Here is a 16,357-nt window from a genome sequence, read left to right on the forward strand (position 1 = left end):
CTCAATTCTATAGTTCAATCTAATTATTTCATATCTTGTAATTCAAAATTAAAGTGATGACCGAAGCAATTTTTGGATTAATTGGAGTTCTTGTGGGATCAGCCATTTCTTGGTTTCAATCCCATTGGACTAGCAAAAAAGAAGCTGAAAAAAGTGCCAGATATTTAGCAATCAGAATTGTGTGCATATTAGACAAATACATGGAAGACTGCGCAGCAGTTGTGAAAGATACAGGATTATGTGAAGGACAAAGGACAGCTGACGGATGTCTTCAATCTCAAGTTCGCCCCCCTGATTCTCCTAAGTATCCCGAAGATGTTGACTGGAAAAGCATTGATCCTGATTTGATGTTCGCACTTCTATCCTTCCCCTCAGAAATTGAAGATGGCAACCGCATGATTAGTGCTACTAACATTATTGCATACCCTCCGGATTATCAGGATTGGTTTGATGAGAGAAGGTTTTACTACTGTCAATTTGGTTTAATAGCTCATAAACTATCTAACAAACTATCAGATAAGTATGGTATTACGAAAAAAATATATATTGACTGGAATCCTGTAAAAGACTTCTCTGAGGAATTAAAATCGGTCGCTGCTAGACGCAATCAGCGAACTGAAGAACATAAAGCATTTGTTGAAAAATTTCTAGAGTAAAGGTTCTAATTGAAACTACAGATGATCGATTTAATATTAATTTACTAGTAAGAATACCAATGAACCACGATATAAACAACTTAAACTTACCAAAAGATTCAAGAAATAAGCAATTAGAGATTATATCAAAGGATAAATTTAGACCACTTTTTGATGTAGAACGTTTTGTTGTTAAAGAGGAAGTTATTGATAATGGAATAGATTTCCGATTTGAAGTAAAAATAAATAATACCGTTACAGGATTTGGCTTCAATTTTCAATTAAAAAGTACTGAAAACACAAAACAAAATCACGATGGCTCATATAGTAAAAACATAGAAACAAGCAATATTGAATATTTATTAAATAATGGACAACCAGCTTTTTATGCATTTTACATTGAAGCAGAAAAAAACATATATTACACTGACCTCAAAAAAGTAATCCACGATCTGAATATCAAAAATCCAAAATGGCAGGATCAACCGAATCATACAATAAGATTTAGCGAAAAGTTAGATTTTTCATCCATTACATCTATCTATAATATTGCATTATCAGAAGGTCAAATGATACGGCGTATACAAGCTGCTTTTGCGGAAAATTTTGGATATCTTGAAAAAAAAGATAAAATAATAATTGATTTAGACACCAATGTTGTAAGTGACTCTGAAATAGTTGGTAAGATTGAAGATGTTGGCCTTTTATTGATAGATCAATGCAGATGGAATGATGTTATAAATTTGCATAATCAAACGACCTCAATTCGTAATCGATCAGCTAAATACTCTTTAGCGGTAGGCGTTTCCTTTTATTATTCTGGTGAGTTTTTAAGATCGTTGGACTTTTTAAAAGATGCCTATCGGGATATCGATAGAATTGAACCGTATTTGCAGGATTATTTAAGGTTTTTTTATTATGGTCTACAAAGAATATTTAATGTAATTACTGAAGATGAATATCAAAACATTACAAATTCTTTTCCTTCCAACAGCCATATGTTTATGCATAAGCTCTTAGAAGAAGCAAAAGAAAGTATGGTTGAAATGAATAATTCAATAGATTACATAAGTCATGATTTTGAAAATAAGATCAGTCAAATTATTAACAATGCAGGCGCCTCATCTTATATAAAATTATTGGCAAAAATTGAATTTAATTATTATAAATCACAGCAGTTAATTTATAGATTAATTATGATGCTAGTAAGTAATGATGTAGATGAAGCTAAACTTCAATTCAATTCGATCAGCCAACAGTTCCATGATTTATTATCTGAAAGCAAAAACGTAAGTTCAAATTTTGCTGTCCATTTTTGTTCATTAAGGTATTGTACTTTCGTTATTCATTTTGACAGTATTTATAGGAGAAATCAAAAATCCAATTACCTCGATAAATTTTTAACCGACCTCAAGGCGAAAATCATGGACACCTTGAATTTTTTTCAAAATATTAACCATGTTGAAAATGAAATTTGTACTATAACACTCTTATTGGAATACTACCAAAATATTGAGGATAGAGAAGGAATAAATAATGTACTATTATTGTTAGATGACTATAAAAAACAATATGGCAATTTTGATTTTAACAAAAAAATAGACTTTATAAAAAATGGAGGCACTTTTGTGAATCAGATTATTACTATGGCTAATAGTATAGAGTTGGACAACGATAAAATAGCTAATCTGGAAATTAGACTAACAGAAATTGAAAGAGGTGAAAAAGAATTCAACTACAAATATGATCCGACAAGATTAACGATTAACCTTTTTCCAATCGGGCATTTCCAGTTCCCTAAAGAACAAATAGAAGATATATTTAAAATCTTAAGAATAACCGACGAAATCTTAATTGATAATATTAAAAATATTTTAGGAAAATACATCCCTGTTTTAAATTGTTATGTTCTTAAAATCGAGCAGGAAGGACCTCTAAATGGACACAATGAATATCAAGGTATAGAGAACCTTAGAAATGTTTACAGAATTCGAGAAGAGTTGTATGAAAATGAATTCAGAAAGACGGAATTAATGTTCAGAAATTAGTAGTTTGGAAATTAATAATATGCTCTGAAGCAGCAATTTAAATATTTTTTTATTAATATACAGCTTAAAAAATCAATGAAAATAAAAAGGATAGAGATTGATGGATTTCGTGGGATAAGCAACCAATTATGCATTGATTTTTCAAAAAAAGGCAGACCTATATCTACCATTATTTTTGGAGATAATGGAACTGGGAAATCATCAATCATCGACGCTATAGAATTTAACCTCCAGGGAAAACTTGAACGTAGTGACTCTCTAAATAATGAATTTAGACCCTCAGTAACTAATTTTAGAAATAATATTCTTGAAGGTAGTAAAACGATTTTACATTTTGAAGACGACAGTTCTAATTCTAGAGATATTCTTGTTGATTTTGACATTGAAAAGGATAAACATATTTATTCAAGAAGCACAAACCCACTTAACAAATATTTTAATATAGCACCTATAGCGCTACGTAGAAACGACATCATCACCTATTCTCTGACACCATCAGAGAAAAAACAGGTCATATTCTGGACTTTCATCTATAGAACAAAATTTCCAATTGATAAAACTGAAGAAGAAAATGATCTAGTTGATAATAATCTTATCAGTGAACTTTCAAGTGAGAGGCTTGAACTCAAAAACAAACGAAAGGAACTTAGGGAGAAGCTTAGCGATATATTAAAGATACCTGTTGAAGAAATTCCAATTATGGGAACCGTCTTTGACCAATTTATCAAGGAGAAGATTAGAAATGGAGTATCGAAGCAGCAATATCGCTCACTAAAAGAGATGGGTCATTTAAAGGGAGTTAATGAAGTAGCAATTACCGTATCTGACAAATTGCTAATAATAAATCAAGAGATTATTACACTAAATAATCAGCTTGGTCGCATGAAAAAACTTAACTCACCATCTTCTGAAAGGCGAAAAGAGGAAACCAGAAGATTTTTGGAAGAAGCTTCATTAGAGCTAACAACCTCCTTTTTGGAAATAACAAACTCGGATTTTGTTAAAGAAATTTCTGTTAAAATGGGTGAACAGACTGATGTTTCCTTTGAATTAGAAGTTACACTGAAGAATGGAGTAAAAACATTTCCCAATAAAATATTCAGCGAAGCAAATCTTGACCTTCTTATTCTATTACTCTATACGTCAATCATTAAAGAATCAAACAAGTATGGACAATCAAAATTGATCATTCTTGATGATGTACTTCAAAGTGTTGATTCTGTGATAAGAATCAATTTTATGGAGTATCTTCTAAATTCGTTTAAAGATTGGCAGTTTATCATAACAACCCACGATAGACTTTGGTTAAATCAATTGAGAAGTTCTTTTCGAAGGAATAGTCATCGTTTCAAAGAGCTTGAAATATTTAGGTGGGATTTCCAAAATGGACTTCAAATTTATGAGCAATCACACAATTTTCAAAACTCAAGTCTGGTTAAAGCGATTGAAACTAAGGACACCCAAATTATAGCTTCTCAAACAGGTCTTTTTCTAGAATTTATGAGTAATATTCATAGCATGAATCTTAACTTAAGTATTCAGAGGAAAAAAGATGACAAGTATAATCTTGGAGACCTGTGGCCGGGACTGGTAAAGTATTTCAAGAAAACGTCTTTGTGTAATCATGTTGTTAAAATTGACAAACTTCTACACATCAGAAATCTATTAGGTGCACATTATAATGACTGGGCTATATCACTGAGCAATAGTGACATTCGTGAGTTTTCCACTTTAGTTAATGACTTTTATTTACTTACGTTCTGCCAAAATTGTGAAAGCTGGGTCAATAAGGAGAATACTTGCAATTGTAGAAAGATTGATATTAATAATGCCTTTAATACTTGAAGCTATTTTAATCGTAATTTTTTTAAGTCGTGTCCTTTTAAAAAGCTTCCTTTAATCTCCAGGTCATTTCCATAGCTTCCTGCCAACCTGAATTGGAGAAATGATCTAAGATAGAAATTAAGTTACTAAAATTATTTTTTTTGTATAAAATTTCCTTGTAATCAGTAATTATCAATTCTGTTAATTTGATAATCTCACCTAATGTTGTACGATCAGAAGTAAAGCCTGACTTGGATGAACACAATACAATTTTATTAGAAAAATCTAGAATATCTTCGGGATCCAGTTCAAATAAGTCATTTAGCATTTGTATAAAATAATATCCTGTATGAGCAACCATATATCCATTGTGCAAAATAACAGACTGCTCAACAATACAACTTATCAAAGGTTTAATTTTTTTGTAAAATGCCAATTTATGATTTGCGGAAATAGATCTATCTTTATTAGATACTTTGCCATGACATACTGTATAGTATAATTGCTGGATTAAATGATCAATAATTTTAAAGTCATCGTACTTAGAATCCTGATCTAAATTTTTAATACGCATTTTTTCGTACCTAATTTTTACTAAGTCCAGAAGAATGATGATTAATCCTTTATATTTTTCTGGTTCTTCAATGTAGTCATTATTCTCACGATAGGGGTCAATTACTTTCGTAATCTCAAAAATTAAACTACGGCAAAAATCATTAACATTTATATTTGAATAGACTATGGCTTTGGCTTCGGAACTATCCTCATAAATTATTAATTTTAAAATAATAACTACTAAAACTTTCCATATTTCTGGTGCTATTTTAGTTTTGTAAGCATTCAACCTTTCCATTACTGATAAACAAAAATCTTCAACATTTTCCTTGTCATTAATTATAATCTCATGCGGATAAACAGCTAAAAGAATTTCGTTGAAGCACATTCCGTCAGTTTCGACAATACATCTATTCTTAATAATATTCCAATACTCAGTCTTTCTTTGATTCCAAAAATATTTAAGCCCTTTTAAAGCATGATACCTGACAATTTGTTCATTATCTGACATTAACAAAATAACCCAATCCTCAATTTCCTTATCTTTAAAAGCACTCATTAATCGGAGTAATGTTAAGACTGATACATTCTTAGCATTAGGACCATAGCCTCTAACAGTCTGGTTTAATTCACCAGATTCATAATCTTTTGTAAGATAATTTATATCTCGCACATACTGTAACGCGATTTTCTTGATTATAAATTTCTGCTTTATAGTTAATTGCTTTCCCAATTTGGAAAAAATATTCAGAAAGCGCGCTATCTCTAACTCTGTACTTGTTTTCCTGTTACCACTCCACTTATTACATACTGAATACAAATCTTCTATTTGCTTTGCAATCCTAATAACCTTTGACTTACTAGGAAGCTCTGTACTGTTATTATAAAAATTAGTAAATGATTCAATGTCTTCTATTTTTTGTACAATACATCATCATCTTTGTCATCAACATTGAATCCAGACCATTTTGCTTTTTCTTCTCGGGAAGAGTATGATACATCTGCAAGAATATTACCCTCATAAACCATCGGTTCATTAGGGACTTTCATATTGTCGGCAAGAATTTCTTCTGCTGCCTTGGTCGTTGTTTGTCCAGTAGGAATACAGTTAATCAATTGAATAATTCTACTAACAATGATAGAGGAAGGATTATCTAAGTGTAATGATAATATGATTTTTTCTATCTTTTCTTTTTGTAAATAAGTTAAGTTTAACCAGACTGCCGTAATCAACTCCCCTGCTTCATATACCAGTTCATCGAATAAATAAATTTCTCTTTTACTCAATAATTGGAATGCAATCAATTTAGTTTTTTCAGGAGATCTTCGTAATAGTTGAAATACCCGTCGCCAAACCATTGCATGTTTAATCAACGGCATTAATCTTTTTAGCTGTTCTATGCCTTTTCGTATTGTATTTTTAGTGTTGAGATTTTGACCGATCTCATCTAAAATTTTATTAATGTACGATGAGGGACCATTAGAACTATCATAATCATAACGTGAATAATCAGAACAAATTTCGAATTTAGATTTGCCGATTTCAAAATTGACCTTCTGATATAATTTATTAGCAGTCAGGTCATTAACTGCATTATAAATGTCAATTCCTAGTGCTAATGCGAAATCAAAATCCAATTTTAAAAATTCCTTAAACTTTTCTTCAAGCGCATAATGAACCATACCATAGTCTTGTTTCCTGTTACTTCTTAGAGATAAAACAACTCCATTCCCAAGATTTGTTCCTTTTTCACTTCTCTCTGTATGAAAATAAAGGGATTTATAAATGCTAGTCGCTAATTCATTATCGTGATTGTAGATCAACACAATATTGTCGGACAATTGATAAAAGTAACCTATTGGAAAATCTTCTTCATTTAAAAGCGATAAGATATTATTAAAGAACTTCTGAGCTTTTTCGATATTAAATGGTAAAGTTTTAATAATATTATCAATAGCTTTTACACCTCCATTATGATCTAAAACATCCCTACTATTAACATCTTTCCTATTTTCCCAAACAAAGTCAAAGCAGTTGCAACTTGCATCTGAAAGGCTTTTAATAACGTTTAATTGTTCGCTTAAAAAATATTGTTCAATACTGATGGTAATCAGAGAATTTACCTCCCATACGTTTGTCACATGTAAACACGTAGAAACTTTTAACAATAAGTCTACATCCTTCTCTCTGATATTTCCCCTATTTAAAAATCTAATACCTTCAAGTAATTTTTTCACGATCTGCCCTTTCTTATCAATGTCAGTTTCCTGAAAAATAATATTTAAATCTTCGACAGAACTGTAACAATTCACTAGTACATAAATCAATGTGGTCTGATGCAGCAGTCTAAACAAGGGGCTTTCTTCCTGCACGATTTTAAAATAGTGATCCCAAAATAAATAATTGTGTTCCTTATATAACTTTGTATAGAAATAAATAAAACTCTGCCTAAAAATAAAGGGCATTTTTTCATTGTTCGCAACATAATTTACTTGCTCGTTTATGTCCTCTTTTAACAAATATTTAGAAATGGCAAAATCCAACAATATGTTATGAGTAAACGAAATCTTTTTTTCATCACACTTACTTCCTCTAAAATTCCAGAACTTATAAGGTCATTAAAGACATTCTTATGGTTCTCTTCTAATATCTGAAACTTATCATATGATAGACTTCCACTTTCTGCAAGTTTTAATGTCAGATTTCGTAAAAACAATCCTTTTTCGAAGCTATCTTCAATTGAACTTATCCAAAATACATTTAACAACTGTTCTTCACTTTCTATACTATTGAATGCGCTGAAATTTCCTTTTTTTCCAATCAATACGTAATAAAACATATTGAGAAAATAAGGAGTCTTCAATAATTTTTTTAATTCGATATTACTTTTTTGATAAATGCTTTCAAATCCAGGCAGAAGATCGAAAGCTTCTTCGACCTCTTGCTCAGTGAGCGCAGGTATTTGAAAATTCCTGCAAGAAACTTGATTATTGATATTATCAGTTGGAAAGAGTTCAAGAAGTTTTCTTGATTTTATAGCGTCATAAGTTCTTACACTTACTACTATCCGCCAGGTATTGGATAATTCAACAATAGATTTTTTTATAGCTCTTATTATATTGCTTTTTAATTTTTCATCTTTGGCAGTATCATAAGCATCAAAAATTAATATAGACTTGTCGTTTCCGGCATCAATTCGTGCCAAAATAGTTAACCATTCTTTATCAATTTTAAGTTCTTCACCTATTTCATCATTCGTACCTTCTGTCAGATCATTTATTCTAATAATAAAACAGGGTATGCTCCTAGATGAACAGTACCTGCTTAGCTCTTCAAGCAGGAAACTTTTGCCAAATCCAGGACCTCCCACCAAAAGCCCATTTTTTTCTTGTACAAAATCAAATACTGTTTTGATTAGATCTGCTCTGTGGATATAAATTCCCTTCTCTACTTCATTTACTTTTTGAAAGGGTATTTTTAAATCTGATTTTGATATTGAATTATAAAGTTGGGGATGATTCCAATCTGCCAAAATATCGTTGATTAATCTTAATTTTTTCGGTTCTGTACATCGATATAGTATAACGTCCAAAAATTTAGAAAGATCGTATGCCTCATAGATAACTCCATCTAATGTTTTTTGTTCAAGAAGATTTGCATTTACTTTTTTACTAATAAAAAATACTATGAAGTGATTAGCACAGATACCTATTTCCTTAAATGCTGTTACACTATCATTATATTTTTTTTGTGATTTTTGTCTGCTGTAACTTGTATATAAATACCCCTTGATTCAGAAACTAAATCATAACTACGTTGATTTCTTTTTTTCTCATTGGCGTTAATAAGTTCCCATCCAAAAATCTCATTGAGCAAATTTTTACTCAAATTCTCTGCAAATATATTTAAATCACCTAATCCAACTGAATTTGAGTATCCTAACTCATCCGCAAAATTGAATAGATAGGTTTTAATATTATGAAAATACGCTGGTGAACTCATATTATAGTGGGTCAAGCATCAAAAACTTCAACTACCTCTGTGCTTAGTTAAAGGGTTAATGGTAGTAGTTCGCTTTCAAGCGAGTTAATAAAAAATGCTGAAAGAATATTTAATCTGGGAGTTGTACTGCTCCATTTGTCGTAAGATATATCCTTCCTCTACTTATATCAATAATTTTCTCCAGATCTTTCCAACTTCTCGTTCTTATGGCGCAGAATATTTTGATCTCCTTATCAGGATAAACTTTTTGTAGTTCTAATGCTGATGCCATCGATGTTCTGCCTAAAGTTAGAATATCATCGACTATAATAATGGTGGGTTCGCTGAACAGTACTGGATCTACTATTAAGCTTTCTTGATGTGCCTGCACCGTATTTCTGGTGTCTGCATGAAATTGCCCACTTGATTTGGGAATTGCATACTTGCGCATCAGACAATCAGCTACATTCTCTCCCACTCCATTGCTGGCAAGCGTCTCACAGATGATCTTCGCCGGAAAAACAGCGCCATCTACTAAAGGTGTACTTCTTGGTACCGGAACTAAAGCTGAATTTGCAAAAAATTCTGATAGATTTGCTTCTTTTATTCTCTGGCTTAATCTCGTACTGAAGCTTACATCTCCGTTTTTACAGGATCCGGCAACTGTTCTTGAAGAAATTTCTATCTCGGACTTACCTCTTGGAGAATAGGCCAGAAAAGTAAGAAACTCAAAAGACATACTCTTTCTTTGTTGTTAAATAGGGAATGCTTTCGATCAGAAATTCAAAGTTATCATTGGTCAGTACCTGTGCACCATAACTTAGCATTTCTTCTGCCCATGAAATTTTATCGTTAAGGACATTTTCCATAATGAACAACTGTCTTCCTAATCTTAATGCCTCCCAACCCTGATGTTTTGTTCCGCTTTTCTCACTCGCCTCAATGATGATCGTTGCATCACTGATCAACGCCATTGTGCGGTTTCTGATAGGGAAACTTTTTGATGTTACGGGATAGTTTTCTGGGAACTGCGAGATCAGCAAATGATTTTCAGCAATGAAATCCTGAAGGTCTTTATTTTCAGCAGGGAAATATTTATCAAGGGGTGTCCCGATAACACCTACGGTGTGACCTTGAAATTCAATGGCAGTTTTATGTGCGATTGAGTCGACACCTTCTGCTAAGCCGCTGACCACAGTAATGTCATTTTGAACCAAGAGCTTCGCTATCTTTCTTGCTCTTCTTATACCCAGTTCAGAAACCTTCCTGGAACCAACGACCGCTACCCTTCTTCCATTTTCCAATAACGAAAAATCCCCTTTGTAAAACAACTCTTTGGGACTGTTCTTTTTCTCAACGGTGGTCAGCTTATCGTAGTATTCGTTAAAAGCACTGATCTGCATAGGTCTTCAAGATTTAAATGAATAATGTAAATATAGTGTATTTAGTGTGTAAAATACAAATCGAAAAACACTAAAACCAACCATCAAGGAGAATTAATAAATATTATATACAACTGATCTTTTTCAGAATAAACCGGTAAAAAGGCAGCTAAGGTATATCGGTCATCCATTTCTTCACCCAGCCAAAAGACTACGGCATAAACGGTTTCCTCCCTGAAGGTACCCTCCAATTATTCCGTTTCCTTTTGGCTTTCGCCTTTGCCCGCTAAGATTATCTGCTTTCTTTTTTCCGGTTTTTCTTTTGAAAAATATTCAGCGAAGCCCAAAGGGCTTTAAGAGAAAGTACGGAGAAGAGATTGAGAACAAATCAAAATGTACAATCTTTAAAAACCTACGATTATGAACATTATCGGAAGACTGACAAGGGATGCGGAAGTGCGCAACTTGCCAAATGAAAAACAGGTAGTTAATTTTTCAATTGCTACGAATGACAATTATCGCAACAAACAGGGCGAACGAATCGAACAGACCACCTATTTTGAATGTGCCTATTGGATCTCTCCAAAAGTCGCAGACTTTTTAACAAAAGGGACTTTGGTAGAATTAAGCGGAAGAGCCTACACCTCTGCATGGTTAGGAAAAGACGGAGAACCCCATGCAGGTCTGAATTTCCACACCTCACAGATCAAGGTTCACGGCGGTGGTAAAAGAACCGAAAACATCTCTACTGAGTCGAACAAAACAGCTAAGAAGGAAATTTCTAATTCTAATTCTAATTCTAATTCTAATTCTAATTCTAATTCTAATTCTAAATCCATAGATAGCGAAAAGGATGATGACCTACCATTTTAAAATCATCAAACAGAATTCTCTAACAATTAAATATTAACATCATGGCACATAATTTAAATTTCAACAACAGAACAGGAAAATATTCATTTTTCAGCGTAAAGGAAAAAGCATGGCACAACTTGGGGCAGGTCGTAGAGGAATACCCGACAAGTGAAGAAGCCATCAAATTTGCAGGACTTGACTACGAGGTCGAAAAATCTCCCATTTTCACAAAAGGTGCAGAAATCATCGAAAGTACCAACGGAATAGAAATGATCGATTCAGAATTGGAAGTCCCGAACTATTTTGCCAATATCCGAACGGATAACAACACCGTTTTAGGTGTCGTGGGAAAAGATTACCATATCGTACAAAACCGTGAAGCTTTTTCATTTTTTGATTCCATTGTAGGGGGTGGAAAAGGAATTTTATACGAGACCGCAGGAGCTTTGGGAAATGGAGAACGCATTTTTATTACCGCCAAATTACCCGACTATATCCGTGTTGGCAACGGTGACGATATTACAGAAAAATACATTTTCCTTACCACCTCCCACGATGGAAGCGGCAGCATTACCGCCGCATTTACACCCGTCCGAATAGTCTGTCAAAACACCTTGAATGCATCATTGCGAAATATGAGCAATGTGGTACGAATAAGACACACCGCAGGCGCAAAACAACGTTTGGAAGACGCACACAAAGTGATGGGATTAGCGAGTAAATTGAGTACTGAATTGGAAAACACGTTTAATCATTGGGCAAAAATAAAAGTCGGTGATGATGAAATGAAGAAGCTGATCCAATTGGCACTTTGTCCCAATAAAGAAACTTTACAGCACTTGCAGAAAGGAAATTTTGACGATCTGTCAACGCTATTTAAAAACACCGTTGATGATGCTTTTGCCTATGCGATGATGAGCGACACCCAACAAATGGAAACGACCAAGGGAACTTTGTTTGGTACTTACAATGCGGTAACAGGTTACTTTCAGAATGTCAGAAATTACAAGGATAACGAAGCCAAACTTCAATCCATTGTATTGGGCGGAACTGCACAACTGAAATCTCAAAAAGCTTTTGAGTTGTGTACAGGATTTGCGAAAGACGGACATGCTGTTTTCACTCTGAATTAATCACTCAGGTAACCGCCTTTAACGGCGGTTACTTTTAAAAAATCATTTTATGAACATCAAGGATCTACACGGAAGAAGTATTGAGGTAACCGATTTGGAAAAAGCCATTCAACAGGCTGAAAATCTAAAAGATTACGAACACGAAGATAAAAACTTCGCAGACTTCGACGCAAGGCAAAAAGCCTATTGGACTGATGTGTACAACAAATTATTATTTCTAAAAAAATATCAAAATGAGCATCCTATCAAAAAGACTGAATACAAAGCTTTGTGCATCATAGGAAACATCATCAAAGAGTTTGAAAAGCTTCATCTACTAAAGATGACCCGCCCAGATGACGAAGATTTGAGAACGGCAAGAAATTCACTTGAAACCATTGTTCATTCCAATGGTTACAAGATCAATTACGATAGAAATTCTAAGAGATCAATTTTAAAAAACAAACAAAATGAACACTAATTTTTCAGCCTTGTAACGCAACTTGACTTTACAGGCAACTTGAATATAGCCATTCAAAAAGGGACAGATAACAATTGGATCGTTTCCGTACTGCTCCAAAATAATGGTTGCGCAGACGATGCGAAAAACAGGATCCCGCCCTTAAATCTTCGGGGAACTGCTGAAGATCTGGACAATAGATTTTTTGAAAACATTGCCCAACCGATACAGTCTGCATCATACCTTATGGTCAATATGGACGCTTTTATGGTGCAATTGGAAGAAGCGAAAAAACATTCTGCAATGGAAAAACAAAACGCTGACAAGGAAAGTAAAGCCAAGGAAGAAAGAGAGAAAAAATATAAAGATGCTATGAAAAAAGCAGAAGATTTTGAAAAAGAATCCAAATTCAAGGATGCATGGTCAGCCTTGCCAAAGGCTTCCGATTATCCCGAATTTTCCAGAGAAATATTGGAGAAACAGGAAGCCTACGAAAAAGAATTTGCGCCTAACTTATTTACTTCATAACCTTAAAAATCAACATCTATGTTACTCGCAACCGAATTGGAAAGGGTTTTTATCATCGTGGACAAAGGACAGGAAATAAAACTCAGTGACCCCGAACCTAAATGGAGTGTTGAAGCCGTGATGAATTTCTACGCCAATACCTACCCCATTCTTACCACCGCAAAAGTATCAGCACCCCTCATTCGTGAAGATACGCTACAATACACCTTTGAAAGCATCATGGGTACTAAAGGTTAATTAAAAAAACGCTATGGATCATGCAACGACATATCATCTCGGGAACGATCAAAATCCCACAGCAACCCAAGCAGAAGCAACTGCACCGACAGTTGAGAGAATTCGCAGAGTGGATGAAACATCCCAAGGATGCAGGAGAGATCAGAAAAGACCAGAGGAAATCAGTACCTGTGCCGATGCTTCCAATGCTTTTTTGACATGTTCGTTTCTTCCCAAGTTGAAAGACAATGAAACTTTACAGGGTTGTAAGAAATTTAAACGACTGGAAAGGGATTTTTATCAATCCCTTTCAGACCTCGCAAAACATTATCTGATCGATCCGAAACCATCCCAACAATATGGATATCCTTACAATATGGCTTTGGCAGTCCACGATCTACAGCAACAGCTAAAAAATAAGACAAGGGATTGGGAAGAAATACGACTGATAAGAGATAAAGCAAAGGTCTATTTCACAAGTGAGGAAAGATACAATACAGAAGCAACTTTATATTACATTCCTGTTATGCCTCTGTATCGATTGTCAAAGGAAAAAAAGTATAAAAAAGCTTTCCAACTCTTACTTTCAGTGTACAGTTACTTATATCATATTGTTGATATTCCTTATTATAGGCAGGAAGCAAGTTATCTGTATTGGATGTACGATATGTTGGAGCAATGGGCTACCGAAGATGATGAAACAGAAGATTCTCTAAGATTCCTAGCCGAAACAAAATACGCAGAATGGGTCGGCAACTGTATGGAAAAGAAAATTTATAACCCTCTAAACTTGCAACATTTTGAAAACCGCTTACAGCAATTCAAAGCTAAAGACCATTTCGATGGCAAATGTTTGAAGGTGGCAAAAACAGCAATTGATCTATTCGTCAATTTTCCAAATTCAAATATTTTCAGAAACGCGCAAGCCTGTTCGAATGACACTAACAATGATGAAGAGGATGACGAAAACTGTGAAAATATGGTCACAATGGGTCAATATATTTCTTTCTGTGCAGATGCCAAAGGATGTTTGTTTGATCAACTTTTTCAAAGTGTCAATAACGAATTACAGGAGTACGGACAAATGGAGGAACCTGTGATCATTAAACATTTTAACGGCTCGAATGTCAGGCAAAACAATCTCGAATTTGAACATCAGATATTTGATCTGATCAAAGATCTCATTGACCTAATGAACGAATTTTAAATCTTAAACAATGGAAAATATAATACAAGACTTTGGAAAACTATATCATCCCACGTCAGCATTGGTATTTTATCAGACAACTGATAGGATCAAAGATATTTATGTAGAACATTTTGATATTGACAAAGACGGAAATCCCATCAATGCGCACCCATTGACCATTCGTGAAGCAAAATTTTTATCTAAAGCCCTGAATATCGAAACCAAAAAAAGCAGAGAATTTTTAAAACCTCAAAATATCCTTTCAGAAAATATACTGCATATCGACCCGAGTAAAGACGGCTCTGTCATCTGGTACACCAAAGGTCAGAAAGTAGACCTTTTCTTTTCTGAAACGCTAGGCATTTCCAATGGTATCGCACAAGTTCCTCCTTTGCTTTGGTCTGCGAATAAACAGAATCTGGTAATTTTTGCCTTGGCTTCTGACAGAAGACCGACAGAAAAAACAGTACTTTATCACGCACCGTTCTTCAACGTCTACGACAGCGGAACTGTCTGTATGGGAACGGTAGATGTCAATATCAAAAATTCTGCATCGATTGAGGAATTTACAGAGGCTTGGGAAAAGTATTTTTTCAACAGCTATTTCAGCCATCTGATGAACGGTCACAATCCGATAAAAGGCAACTGCGTAAATCTATGGAAAGAACTAATTGATACAGGAAACCCTTTTCCAAAGAAGTTATTAAAGAGAACCAATAAAACCCTTAAAGACCTACTCTCATGACTACTGAAAAATTAAAAGTGCATTTTACAGATAACTATCTGATCAACCCTACCAACCCTGTCACAGTCAATGTAATTGGTGCAGGTGGAACAGGCTCTAAAGTGTTGACCGCCTTGATGGAGATGAATCACAGTCTTACTGCAATGGAACACCCTGGTCTGCAGGTTCGTCTTTGGGATGATGACATCATCACTTCAGCCAACTTGGGAAGACAGCGTTTTGCAGAATCTGAAACAGGACTGCATAAGTCAGTCGCACTTATCAACCGATGTAACCGTTGGGCAGGGACAAACTGGAAAGCGGAAACCAAAAAATTTGCTTGGGAAAGAGAGGATTATTACCCCGATAATACAGAATCGAATATTTATATTTCCTGTGTAGATAATGTATCAGCACGTTTTGAAATTGCCGATATTTTGAAACACAAAAGACATCACAATTCAAGCCTTAAATATTGGCTGGATTTCGGAAATACCAAAGATAAAGGGCAGGTCATCCTTTCGACCATCGGAAATATCCGTCAACCAAAGTCTGAAAAATACGAAACTGTAGAAAATCTGCCTTTCATAACGGATGAATTCGGGGAACTGCTAAAAAAGTCCGAAGAGGAAGACCATACGCCAAGTTGTTCGTTGGCAGAAGCTTTGCAAAAACAGGATCTATTCATCAATGCGTCCTTGGCACAAATGGGATGCAGTCTGCTTTGGAATTTATTTAGATATGGCTTCACTCCGTACAGGGGATTCTTTCACAATCTGAAAGATTTGAATACGCAACCCATTAAAATCGCCTGATAAAAAATCGGGCAAAAAGACCATTCCAACCA

17 protein-coding genes are annotated in these 16,357 nt (G+C 34.2%); 11 read left to right on the plus strand and 6 right to left on the minus strand.

Going from position 1 to position 16,357, the window contains the following annotated elements; genetic code table 11:
• Positions 1 to 56 precede the first annotated feature (56 nt).
• The 3 genes from EAG08_RS01430 to EAG08_RS01440 all read left to right on the plus strand — a co-directional run bounded on the left by EAG08_RS01430 (position 57) and on the right by EAG08_RS01440 (position 4,528).
• Positions 57 to 656, plus strand: coding sequence for a hypothetical protein (locus EAG08_RS01430; RefSeq protein ID WP_129533897.1), 600 nt, complete (start codon positions 57 to 59; stop codon positions 654 to 656).
• Between the two features lie 59 nt (positions 657 to 715).
• Positions 716 to 2,683 (plus strand): DUF4365 domain-containing protein, encoded by a 1,968-nt coding sequence (locus EAG08_RS01435; RefSeq protein ID WP_129533898.1) that lies wholly within the window; start codon positions 716 to 718, stop codon positions 2,681 to 2,683.
• Between the two features lie 75 nt (positions 2,684 to 2,758).
• On the plus strand, positions 2,759 to 4,528 hold the full coding sequence (locus tag EAG08_RS01440) for an AAA family ATPase (RefSeq protein ID WP_129533899.1): 1,770 nt from the start codon (positions 2,759 to 2,761) through the stop codon (positions 4,526 to 4,528).
• Between the two features lie 37 nt (positions 4,529 to 4,565).
• Here EAG08_RS01440 and EAG08_RS01445 read toward each other — a convergent pair whose 3' ends face one another.
• From EAG08_RS01445 to EAG08_RS01470, 6 genes are all read right to left on the minus strand, one after another.
• A complete protein-coding gene (locus EAG08_RS01445; protein WP_129533900.1) occupies positions 4,566 to 5,795 on the minus strand; it encodes a hypothetical protein in 1,230 nt (409 codons plus the stop codon).
• 179 nt (positions 5,796 to 5,974) lie between these two features.
• On the minus strand, positions 5,975 to 7,606 hold the full coding sequence (locus tag EAG08_RS01450) for a hypothetical protein (protein ID WP_129533901.1): 1,632 nt from the start codon (positions 7,604 to 7,606) through the stop codon (positions 5,975 to 5,977).
• Positions 7,576 to 8,595, minus strand: a complete 1,020-nt coding sequence (locus EAG08_RS01455) for an ATP-binding protein (RefSeq protein WP_129533902.1) — start codon at positions 8,593 to 8,595, stop codon at positions 7,576 to 7,578. Before EAG08_RS01455 ends, EAG08_RS01450 begins: the two co-directional genes overlap by 31 nt.
• 194 nt (positions 8,596 to 8,789) lie before the next feature.
• Positions 8,790 to 9,065: an SMEK domain-containing protein gene (locus EAG08_RS01460; RefSeq protein WP_129533903.1), complete on the minus strand. Its 276-nt coding sequence runs from the start codon at positions 9,063 to 9,065 to the stop codon at positions 8,790 to 8,792.
• Positions 9,066 to 9,174: 109 nt separating this feature from the next.
• Positions 9,175 to 9,783, minus strand: a complete 609-nt coding sequence (locus tag EAG08_RS01465) for a phosphoribosyltransferase (RefSeq protein WP_129533904.1) — start codon at positions 9,781 to 9,783, stop codon at positions 9,175 to 9,177.
• Entirely contained in the window at positions 9,773 to 10,447 is a 675-nt protein-coding gene (locus tag EAG08_RS01470) for a DNA-processing protein DprA (RefSeq protein WP_129533905.1), read from the minus strand. Before EAG08_RS01470 ends, EAG08_RS01465 begins: the two co-directional genes overlap by 11 nt.
• Positions 10,448 to 10,846: 399 nt before the next feature.
• Between EAG08_RS01470 and EAG08_RS01475 the strand changes: the two genes are divergently transcribed.
• From EAG08_RS01475 to EAG08_RS01510, 8 genes are read left to right on the plus strand one after another with little or no spacing between them, the layout of a single operon-like run.
• Positions 10,847 to 11,299: a single-stranded DNA-binding protein gene (locus EAG08_RS01475; RefSeq protein ID WP_129533906.1), complete on the plus strand. Its 453-nt coding sequence runs from the start codon at positions 10,847 to 10,849 to the stop codon at positions 11,297 to 11,299.
• Positions 11,300 to 11,340: 41 nt separating this feature from the next.
• Complete coding sequence (locus EAG08_RS01480; protein WP_129533907.1) at positions 11,341 to 12,414, plus strand: DUF932 domain-containing protein; 1,074 nt, start codon at positions 11,341 to 11,343, stop codon at positions 12,412 to 12,414.
• A 49-nt stretch (positions 12,415 to 12,463) separates the two neighbouring features.
• The gene (locus EAG08_RS21675; protein ID WP_228446711.1) at positions 12,464 to 12,874 is read left to right on the plus strand and encodes a hypothetical protein; all 411 of its coding nucleotides are present in this window, start codon (positions 12,464 to 12,466) and stop codon (positions 12,872 to 12,874) included.
• A gap of 39 nt (positions 12,875 to 12,913) precedes the next feature.
• Positions 12,914 to 13,381, plus strand: a complete 468-nt coding sequence (locus tag EAG08_RS01490) for a prtrc system protein e (protein ID WP_129533908.1) — start codon at positions 12,914 to 12,916, stop codon at positions 13,379 to 13,381.
• Between the two features lie 18 nt (positions 13,382 to 13,399).
• Positions 13,400 to 13,618 (plus strand): PRTRC system protein C, encoded by a 219-nt coding sequence (locus EAG08_RS01495; protein ID WP_129533909.1) that lies wholly within the window; start codon positions 13,400 to 13,402, stop codon positions 13,616 to 13,618.
• Between the two features lie 13 nt (positions 13,619 to 13,631).
• Entirely contained in the window at positions 13,632 to 14,804 is a 1,173-nt protein-coding gene (locus tag EAG08_RS01500; protein ID WP_129533910.1) for a hypothetical protein, read from the plus strand.
• A gap of 10 nt (positions 14,805 to 14,814) precedes the next feature.
• Positions 14,815 to 15,531, plus strand: a complete 717-nt coding sequence (locus tag EAG08_RS01505) for a PRTRC system protein B (RefSeq protein WP_129533911.1) — start codon at positions 14,815 to 14,817, stop codon at positions 15,529 to 15,531.
• Positions 15,528 to 16,325, plus strand: coding sequence for a PRTRC system ThiF family protein (locus tag EAG08_RS01510; RefSeq protein WP_129533912.1), 798 nt, complete (start codon positions 15,528 to 15,530; stop codon positions 16,323 to 16,325). Before EAG08_RS01505 ends, EAG08_RS01510 begins: the two co-directional genes overlap by 4 nt.
• Positions 16,326 to 16,357: the final 32 nt, after the last annotated feature.

This window comes from Chryseobacterium sp. 3008163 (assembly GCF_003669035.1).
GTDB lineage: Bacteria > Bacteroidota > Bacteroidia > Flavobacteriales > Weeksellaceae > Chryseobacterium.